Origin of the sequence: Haladaptatus sp. W1 (genome assembly GCF_001723155.1) — an archaeon.
Lineage (GTDB): Archaea > Halobacteriota > Halobacteria > Halobacteriales > Haladaptataceae > Haladaptatus > Haladaptatus paucihalophilus.
The window spans coordinates 92276-100583 of the sequence record NZ_MEIH01000308.1 but is presented as its reverse complement, the minus strand read 5'-3'; the positions used below and the strand labels follow the sequence as shown (position 1 = coordinate 100583).

The 8308-nt window shown below is 54.4% G+C and carries 7 protein-coding genes; 2 read left to right on the top strand and 5 right to left on the bottom strand.

Going from position 1 to position 8308, the window contains the following annotated elements; translation table 11 throughout:
• The first annotated feature begins 125 nt into the window (after positions 1-125).
• Positions 126-590 (top strand): hypothetical protein, encoded by a 465-nt coding sequence (locus BG842_RS28990; protein WP_139136084.1) that lies wholly within the window; start codon positions 126-128, stop codon positions 588-590.
• Positions 591-715: 125 nt separating this feature from the next.
• On the opposite strand, the gene BG842_RS27775 is transcribed toward BG842_RS28990, so the two are convergent.
• From BG842_RS27775 to BG842_RS16000, 3 genes are all read right to left on the bottom strand, one after another.
• Complete coding sequence (locus BG842_RS27775; RefSeq protein ID WP_083252577.1) at positions 716-1369, bottom strand: thermonuclease family protein; 654 nt, start codon at positions 1367-1369, stop codon at positions 716-718.
• A gap of 280 nt (positions 1370-1649) precedes the next feature.
• Positions 1650-1997, bottom strand: coding sequence for a hypothetical protein (locus BG842_RS28985; RefSeq protein WP_139136152.1), 348 nt, complete (start codon positions 1995-1997; stop codon positions 1650-1652).
• A gap of 162 nt (positions 1998-2159) precedes the next feature.
• Positions 2160-2468, bottom strand: coding sequence for a hypothetical protein (locus BG842_RS16000; protein WP_069451527.1), 309 nt, complete (start codon positions 2466-2468; stop codon positions 2160-2162).
• A gap of 1518 nt (positions 2469-3986) precedes the next feature.
• Here BG842_RS16000 and BG842_RS15995 point away from each other — a divergent pair.
• Positions 3987-4484, top strand: a complete 498-nt coding sequence (locus BG842_RS15995; RefSeq protein WP_139136151.1) for a hypothetical protein — start codon at positions 3987-3989, stop codon at positions 4482-4484.
• Between the two features lie 224 nt (positions 4485-4708).
• Here the strand turns inward: BG842_RS15995 and BG842_RS15990 are convergent, their stop codons facing one another.
• Together BG842_RS15990 and BG842_RS29985 are read right to left on the bottom strand one after the other, a co-directional pair.
• The gene (locus BG842_RS15990) at positions 4709-7354 is read right to left on the bottom strand and encodes a type IV secretory system conjugative DNA transfer family protein (RefSeq protein WP_069451525.1); all 2646 of its coding nucleotides are present in this window, start codon (positions 7352-7354) and stop codon (positions 4709-4711) included.
• Positions 7347-8228 carry a hypothetical protein gene (locus BG842_RS29985; protein ID WP_175424178.1) on the bottom strand — a complete coding sequence of 294 codons (882 nt, stop codon included), beginning with the start codon at positions 8226-8228 and terminating at the stop codon, positions 7347-7349. The genes BG842_RS15990 and BG842_RS29985 overlap by 8 nt, the downstream gene beginning before the upstream one ends.
• Positions 8229-8308 lie beyond the last annotated feature (80 nt).

Genomic DNA, 8308 nt, shown 5'->3' with positions numbered 1-8308 from the left:
CCTTGGCAGACACGACATCGAGTGGCGGTGTTCTGAATGCCGATGCGACGACAAGTGAGAGAATAGTGTTAAATGAGTATTTCACTCATCACGAAGCTTATTCTTGACTACACAGATATCTCGCTATGAAACGCCGTGTATTCCTCTCTGTGACTGCCCTCGCACTCGGTAGTGGCTGTCTCAATATCGGAGGTACTGCTGAGGGATTTGACTCCATTGCGGATTATGAATTCACCATCTATGAATCAAGCTTTGATAGGACCACCAACTTCCCTGGGCCAACCGAACAACCAATTGTCTCTTTCAAACCGGAGTCGAAGCAGGTGATCGTTCGTGGAGCACTCTTTGTTGGGTCAAGTACGTGCAACAAGGCAGATCTCAAGGATGTTTCATACTCCGAAACATCCCAGACACTCACTGTGAAAGTTGGGAGTACCGATACATCATCCTGGTTTAGTGGGAGTTGTACTGGTGATGAGAGTGCTGATGCCTATCGATTAGTGGTGACAATGAAAGAGCAACTGCCGACAACGGTCAGAGTCAAGCAAACTGGCTCATCTGCGAAGTCAGTAACAGTTCGGCGACCATAGTTGGTGCTCTGTCGGTAGCAACGGCGTTTCTCACCTAATCACTCGAGATCAGGTGTCCCTACACCTGCTTAGTGAACCTCCCAGCAATAAATGTTCAATACAAAATGTTCGTCGACTGAGGGTGATTAAGCTGCTGTCGCGGTCGTGTTCCAGCGGCCATAGTTGCGTTGTTTGGCCAGCTGTTGTTTGCGCATGAATTCCTGGCGTTTGCTGAACTGTATGTCTGGCACACGAGCATAACCGATACGAACCAAATCCGTGTTGAACATAAAATTCCCGATGTAGACGTACGCTTGCATGTGGCCGTCGTCTGTTTCCACCTGTGGATCAGAGACGACTGTCACCACCTGATGATCCAATTGCGACTTCGTATAGCGAACTGCCTTCTTATGGATGGAACTGCTCTCAGGGACGCTCACACCGATCAAATCAACAGTGCGGTTCTTCCCATCGTGTTTGATCTTGAGTGTTGTTGGATCGACGACTTTGGTTACACGTGCTTGGAAGCGCTCGCTATTCTCTGGAGTATCAATATTCGCGGTCGTTGGTTGCCGTAGATACGTCGTCTGCGTCCGTGCCTCCGACTGGGGTTCTGCGGTTGTCGTTGTCGCAATAGTTGGTTCCGCCGAGGCTATTGTCGTGCTAGCGATCGAGGTCGTCTGTGTTTCTATTCTCGTCGTTGTTGTGGCGTTACTACTACCACCGAATCCAAGCCCACCGAGACAGCCTGCGAGGATGATAATCAGGACAAGTCCGAAAAGAGGGAGGGATCGCTGCATACTGGAGATGGTTGCTCTGTTTAGTTCAACATTGGGGATGTCGAATGATTGTGATGCTTTATGCTCTTTTCCGTGATACTAGTGAAAAGGCAGCGTCCGTTGGCAGTCTATATCATTCCCTTTGATTGCGCTGATCTCTATTAACCCTGTTCGATACAATGCGTAGATCATCCTCGAGACAGTGCAGACACATACAACCGTCACTGCTGACAAATGTGTTTGCTGTATTCCTATTGGTCAGACACGACCGGTTGTAAAACAGTGAGCAGGAGTAATGAATCTACCAACCACTATCTTCTGGCTTCCATGGACGAACCTGCCAATATTGCCTGGCTCGAATGCCTGCTGCAATGCCGAGTAAGAGAAATGCGATAGCCGAGATCGTGACTCCGTCACTCAAAAGTGTGTAGACAAATCCAAGCACACCGCTGAGGGCCAGTCCCCCAAACATCAGCACAAGACTAGTTGCAGAGTATCCACGAGCAATAGTATATCCTCCTCCGAGAATGGCTGTCGCACCGACTAGAAGCACAGTGAGGCGTTCAAAATAACCATACCACACAGCAACGAGACCGATAACAATCAGCCCGTATGGGATATATCGCAGACGAGTTTTGCGGGAAACCATATCAATAACGAAAACAACATTAAACAAATCTATTGCTATTGATAGCGTCTATATCCAGCCAAAAGTTCAACGTTGGGGGTGGCGAATGATGACCGGCACAGCCAATCTGACTGCACACCCGTGAAGCAATCCGAAAATCTCTGCTAGAGACGGCAGTGCTAGCTATTGCGCGAAAATATAGCCGATGAAGACGAGGATACTTCCGACGGCGAGACTGGAGAGAATGCCGATCAGGCGGGAGTAGAGCTGGTTGTGCCGATAGTCACCAGTAAGATGCCCGACGGACCAGATCAAGAGCGCAAGGCAGGTCGTGGTCGTAATGACAAACCAAAGTCCCGACGGCATGCGAAACAACCCTTGCCATTGCATCGCGTATGCAGAGAGTGTTCGCCAGAGAAACAAGCCTGCAACCAGTAAACCGATGAATCCGGCGGTCTGTTCTTTGTGACGTTGATCTTCAAATACTTCCATGTAGAGTAATTACTTTAGTTATGGATAAATCTATGTGTAATTCGAGTTCTTGTTGCTACAGTCAATAGACGCCGACTGTAGATGCACCATGAACGAGCTCAAGCCATAGCTCAACAACACATCGACCACTACCAGTGCTAGTGACGAACGCTCGACGCCGAGCGAATAACCGCTCCTCGTGACCACTGGACAGTCGGTCGGCAGAAACACACGGGTGCCCTCCCAACTGAAACACAGCGGTTTTCATCTGCTTTTCACTGGATAAACAGTCAACCCTGCCCCTGACAGTCCCGCTGGTGATACACCAGAGTTCCGTTGTAATAGCGCTCACTCGACAGTCCCACTATCACTACACCTAACACTCTCCTGTTAGTACGCAGAGGACAGTCCACCGGGCTCTAGCCGGCTCATCTCTCCCGTGCTGCTCAGCTTGGACAGTCCAACGTACTGTACTCTTCCCTCCCAGGCACGGTGCCTTGACTTCCTGTGGACAGTCTGGCAGTGCTGTTCACTGCCGCCTCCTCGTGCGTTCTGCGGAAGACGGCCACTCTCATATTGGCACCCCAGTATGGCGCCCATGTGGCACCCCACCTTTGCCGTCACATGGGTATTCCATGGGTACGTGCTACTGGCACCCCAGCTAGTGTACCAAGACTGGTTGACTGCGTGTCGCTCGTCGGCACCCCATTCCAGTGCGGATACTGGCACCCCACATAGTCGCTCGCGGGTTTCTCATTATGTCTTGGCAGTATAGACTGTCCACTTTTCTCGTCTATTGCTATTCCAGGGATGTCACGCCATACTCACTTGTGTTGGTCGTCATTTCACTTCTGCTGTCGCTATGCTGTTGCAGTCTCCCCGCTGTACGGTTTCTTGCTGTGCGGTACACTGCTTGGTGCTACTCATGGCGGCTTGCCGCCAGTGCTGTATCGCTGGTCCTGTCGGACCACGTTGTTCTCTATGTACCCGCTGGTCGCGCTGCTGGACTGTCCCTTTCGTCACTCTGTTGTTCTCCTTTGTCCGGCTCGGCCTGACTGTCCACCCTCTCGTTGTTCTTCTTTCTCGGCTGTCCTGCAGTGTGGACTGTCCCATTCTTCGTGTCCTCGTCGTCGACGCTTCGTTCTGGCAGACTGTCCGGGTGCTATTGCCCCCCAGCTGGCTGCTCTGTCGCATTACCCCAGATACCTCTGCTGGAAGTCTATTGGGGTGCTCTCGTTTCGTCTGTACTTGCATCATCTGTTTTGTGATAGATTGGGGGTGCCCACTGGCTCTCGCTGTCCTGGATTTGCCTACTTTCGTCGTGGGTCTGTTTACTCTGTATTCGGGGGTGTCAGCCCCCGCGTTGTGTCGCGCACACTCCTTTCCAGTTTCTGATAGAATTGAGGGGGTGCCCCCTTGCCGTTATTTTTTGGTGTTGTTTACCGCTTCATGCACAGCTATCGGGAGTTCTTGATACAGCTGTATAGTGCCCTAATATTGAAGGTGTACTACCTCAATAGTGCTGGGTGTAGCCATACTATGAACTCTGACACCTCCACACCAACCCCTGAAGAAATGCGAGACAAGCTAGGTGACCAACGCCGGAAAATGCTCGTCACACTCAACCGGGCCGACGAGGCCACATTGAATACGTCAACACTTCGACAGCGGGCCGACGTTCCCACCGGAAGTATCGACCATCATCTGAAGCTGCTCACCCGCTGGAATCTCATTGAGCAACAGCCGGATCGCACATACACTGGGCAAGGTGGCTCACGTGCTCGCGTGTGGCAGCTCACCGACGACGGAGTGGCATTCATCGAAGAGCATGACGACGTGCTCTCACCACCAGAAACCGCACAGACTGCCACACGGGTAACAGCGCTTGAAAATCGTATCAAAGACCTCGAAGCGGAAACCCGCCAGCGGCGGCAAGTTATCATCGACATCCTCGAAGTCATCTCCGGAGCACAAGACGACGAAACGCAAAAGCAAGTACAACAGATCCTCGCAGAGGCCGACACAAAGCTATCGTAATACCCCAAATCCACTGTCCGACTCGGTATTCTCCTCCTCGTCCCTGGTCGTATCGCGTTCACTGCTCACGTTCTCGGTAGTCGGTGCTGTACCTTCCTTTCGCTCGGTGTCCACGCCGTCTTCGTTGTCCATCTCATGCTCGTCTCTCTCACCGTCTGTGACTGATTCATCGGTACTTGCACCATTCGATTCAGTAGACCATCGATGCACGTTCACTAGATCGGTCAGCGGCGTCTGGTCTCGCCTTCATACAGTCGGATATCCATCGGTGTTTGCGTCTCCGGCGGCACCACGATCACATCCCATTCCACCGCGTCGAGGTCGCCATCCATTTCGTACTCGGGGATCACCGGCGGCTTGATATTCCGCTCGCCACCACTCGGGTAGGCACTTGCGTCGGTGAAGATGTCGGCTGCTGTCTCGAAGCGCGCATGAATGGTGCCCTCACTGTCGCGCAGCACGTATTCGTCAGCATGCTCGTCATGTATCCAGACGTTCTCTCGACTTCCAGGCCGGGTCATCGTCTCTCCGTCGATCGTGAGCATCTGGGTGCCGGTATAGAATCGCCGCTCGTCGACCACCGGGTGATTGCTCCGACAACAAAACGGGTCGTGTGCGACCGTCTCATACACATTTTCGGCGACGTCTTCCCGGGCGAAGAACAGACACCGATGTCCGGCGTTGTGAGCTTGGGCGAGATTTTTCACCGTCTGTGACGGTTGCGTGCTGCCAGTCGTGTGTTCACTCTCGATATAGGCGTCTTTCGCTCCCGCAAGACGATTCAGGAGAGCGTGATTATCCCGATAGGTGGTCACTTTGGCGGTGATCGCTTCGGGATCATCAGTGTCGTCGATTGCAAGCATCTCGTCAACCCGTGCGAGACCGTCCGGCATTGCATCACCCGTCTGATCAGGGATCTCGAAGATGAAGCCGAGCTGTGTCATCGGGACATAGGCATCGGCCATCGGTGCCCAGTGTTCCGCCCCGCCATCATTCTCGCTATCGCCGACGTTCATGAAGCTTCGAGAACGGACCTTCACTTGGCTTTGGCCGCTTTCTTCGCGGTACTCAAGATAGGCCTCTGGGATGTCTTTGAGTACGTGTCGCCACGCACGTTCGGCGGTTTCAACGCCACCCCGTGCAGGTAGATAGTCGGTGAGCCGATCGAGACACGCCTCAATCGGCATGAACTCACCTGGTTGCCCCTGCCGAATACTTTCATCGTAGATGGCTTTCAGTGCCGCGTCACGCGACCGGTTGTCGTTAGCCGTATCGAGTGTCTTGGCGCTCGCTTTCTCCGGCGTGACACTCTCGTTCATCCCGCCAAACTTGAGCTGGCGCATCATCTCGTCGTCCGTGAGCGGCGGGACTGCGAACCGCTCCAGACTTTCAGTGATAATCTCCTCCGCTTCGTTTTCGTCGCGAATGTTCGGATACGGCGCGAATGTCTTGAGCTTGAGCGCACCAGAGAAACGAGTACCGCCGTCTAACGGAATCCGAGACCAGATTCGATGGTTCTCGAGTTCGGTGAAATCCTCAATATCACAGTCACTCAACCGCCGTGTAAGTGGCCGGGCGTCCTCGTCGTCCAGTACGCGAAAGAACACACCTGTGTTGCAGTTGTTCTTGACTGGCTTGAGTACACCCGACTCTTTGAGTTGCGTCGGGTACTGACACGCCAGCGTCACTGAGAGGCGCATCGAGCGAGCACGTGCTAGCATGTCGTCGACGTCGAGGTTCTTGTGAAGGACGCGGTCGGCCTCGTCGAGGATCGCGAAGAACGGCGTTTTCTCCGCACCTTCGATCGAGCGGTTTTGAATCGCATTCCACAGCGGGCGGAGCGTACCCAGCGTCACGAGTTGCTTGATATCATCGTCGGAAACCGCCGTGCGAACGATGACGATCTTCTCATCATCGAGGATATCCCGAAAGTCGATCGTACTCGCACGACAGCCCGCGATGCGACGAGTGACAGGACTCTCGACCCACGGTTTCAGCCGGGTAATCACGGGTCGCACAGCATCGTCATCCATCTCGGCGATTTCGGAGACGAACTCGCCAACCCACGGATCGTCAATCTCGTCGGCAAAATCTTCTCGCCGTTGGGCGTTCAGGAGGACGAAATACATATCGAGCACACAGTACTGCTCGTCTCGGTCCTCGATCTCGTGATTCGCCTGCATCATCGCCCGTGCCATCGACTCAACAATGGCGTTCATCCGTGGGCCCCAGTAGTCGTCGCCCGACAGAACGGCCTTGAGCACCTGTATGCGGTCTGTGACGTGCTGTTCAAGCTCCATCTCGCTCTCACAGTCCGGCACTTCGAGAAAGTTGATCCCGATACTTCGATCGTGGTCGTCGTCACCCGGCTCGATCCAGATCACGTCGTCATGCCGGTACTCAGGGAGTTTCTGGAGAAGCTCTTTGCTGTCCTCGGCCTTGGGGTCGAAGTAAATGAACCCGTAGCCTGCCCAGGCGAGCTGCACCATCCAGTTCAGCATCTCAGTCGTCTTCCCCGCACCAGTGGTGCCGACAACCCAGAGATGCTGGAAGAGCTGGTTGAATTCGACAGGGGCCGGATCAAAGCCCTGCTGGGCGCTGTCGTTGTACCCAAGCCACAGTGGCATATCCGGGTGATCACGGGCACGTTCGAGCAGTTCGCGGATCTCTGGGCCTGCCACCGGTCCCTGCTCTTCGGTTTCAGTGATCGTTTCGGTCATGCCGTCCGCCGCATACACCGTGCCTGTTTGCGTGAACCCGTACGGTTCGTTTGTGATCGTCGTCGGAACGGAAGCGCTCTCCTCGGCTTCATTCTCCGGTGATTCATCCGTTGAATCGTCTTCTCCACTTCCGAAGAGCCGGTTAAACATCTTTCTCCCCCGTGATGTACCCGCTGTGCTCGTGGGACCCGACTGGTACCTCTTCGCCGCGTTTGGTCTGGCGGCGATCGAGCTGGGCAATCGAGATATCCGCGGGTGGTAGATGCACAATGGGAGCGATCTCGAGTGACGTGAGCACCATTTTCTCGCCCGACCACTCCCGGCGGGCCATCGTTTCGGCGAGCGTATTCGGCGAACCACTCGGCTCGACGATGAACGCCTGCTCGGTCTTTGAGTTGTAGTAGCTCGCGAAGGAGGCACCGACCGCCTCGGCGTGGTGCTTGACTGCTTCCTCATCGTCACCGACCGAGAGGTGGCGAATCATCACATCAAACGCCTTCTCTTTCGCACGCCGATCGAGGACGTTTCCGATCTCCGTTGCATCGGCTGTTTCTTTCTCGCGTTTGGTCTCGGCGAGGTCGTGGATCGTGTAGACGCCGTTCAAATGATAGTAGAGTTCGGTGAGATTCGTCGTCAGAAGGCGTCCCGTCTGCCAGTTCCGTGTTGTCGGGCGGAACATGACTTGGATGACGCTCCGTACTGGCTCCCGACCGGTCGCACCACCGGCTTTCACCGCATCATCCACGATATCGCCGAGGACGGTCTCGTATGGGTCGTCTTCGCGGAACCCTTCGAGGTCACGGCGACGAATTGGCCACCATCGGTGTTTTCGGAGCGTCCATTCGCCACCGGCAACGTAATCCCCCTCATCGATGTGTATGAGGTCGGCCTCTTCCCGCCGAACGTCTGAATCAGGATACTTGTGCCGAAGGCGGGTGAGGAACCAATGGAAATCGTCGCTACACGGCAGGTAGCGGAAGCTGATCTGTTGGCCATCGTAGACGATCTCCGCTGCACGGGGCACGCTTCGCTTGCCACTCAGATCCGAGTGAGACGGATGGACAGATTCGAACCACTCGATCGCGGTATCTATCCCACCATCGT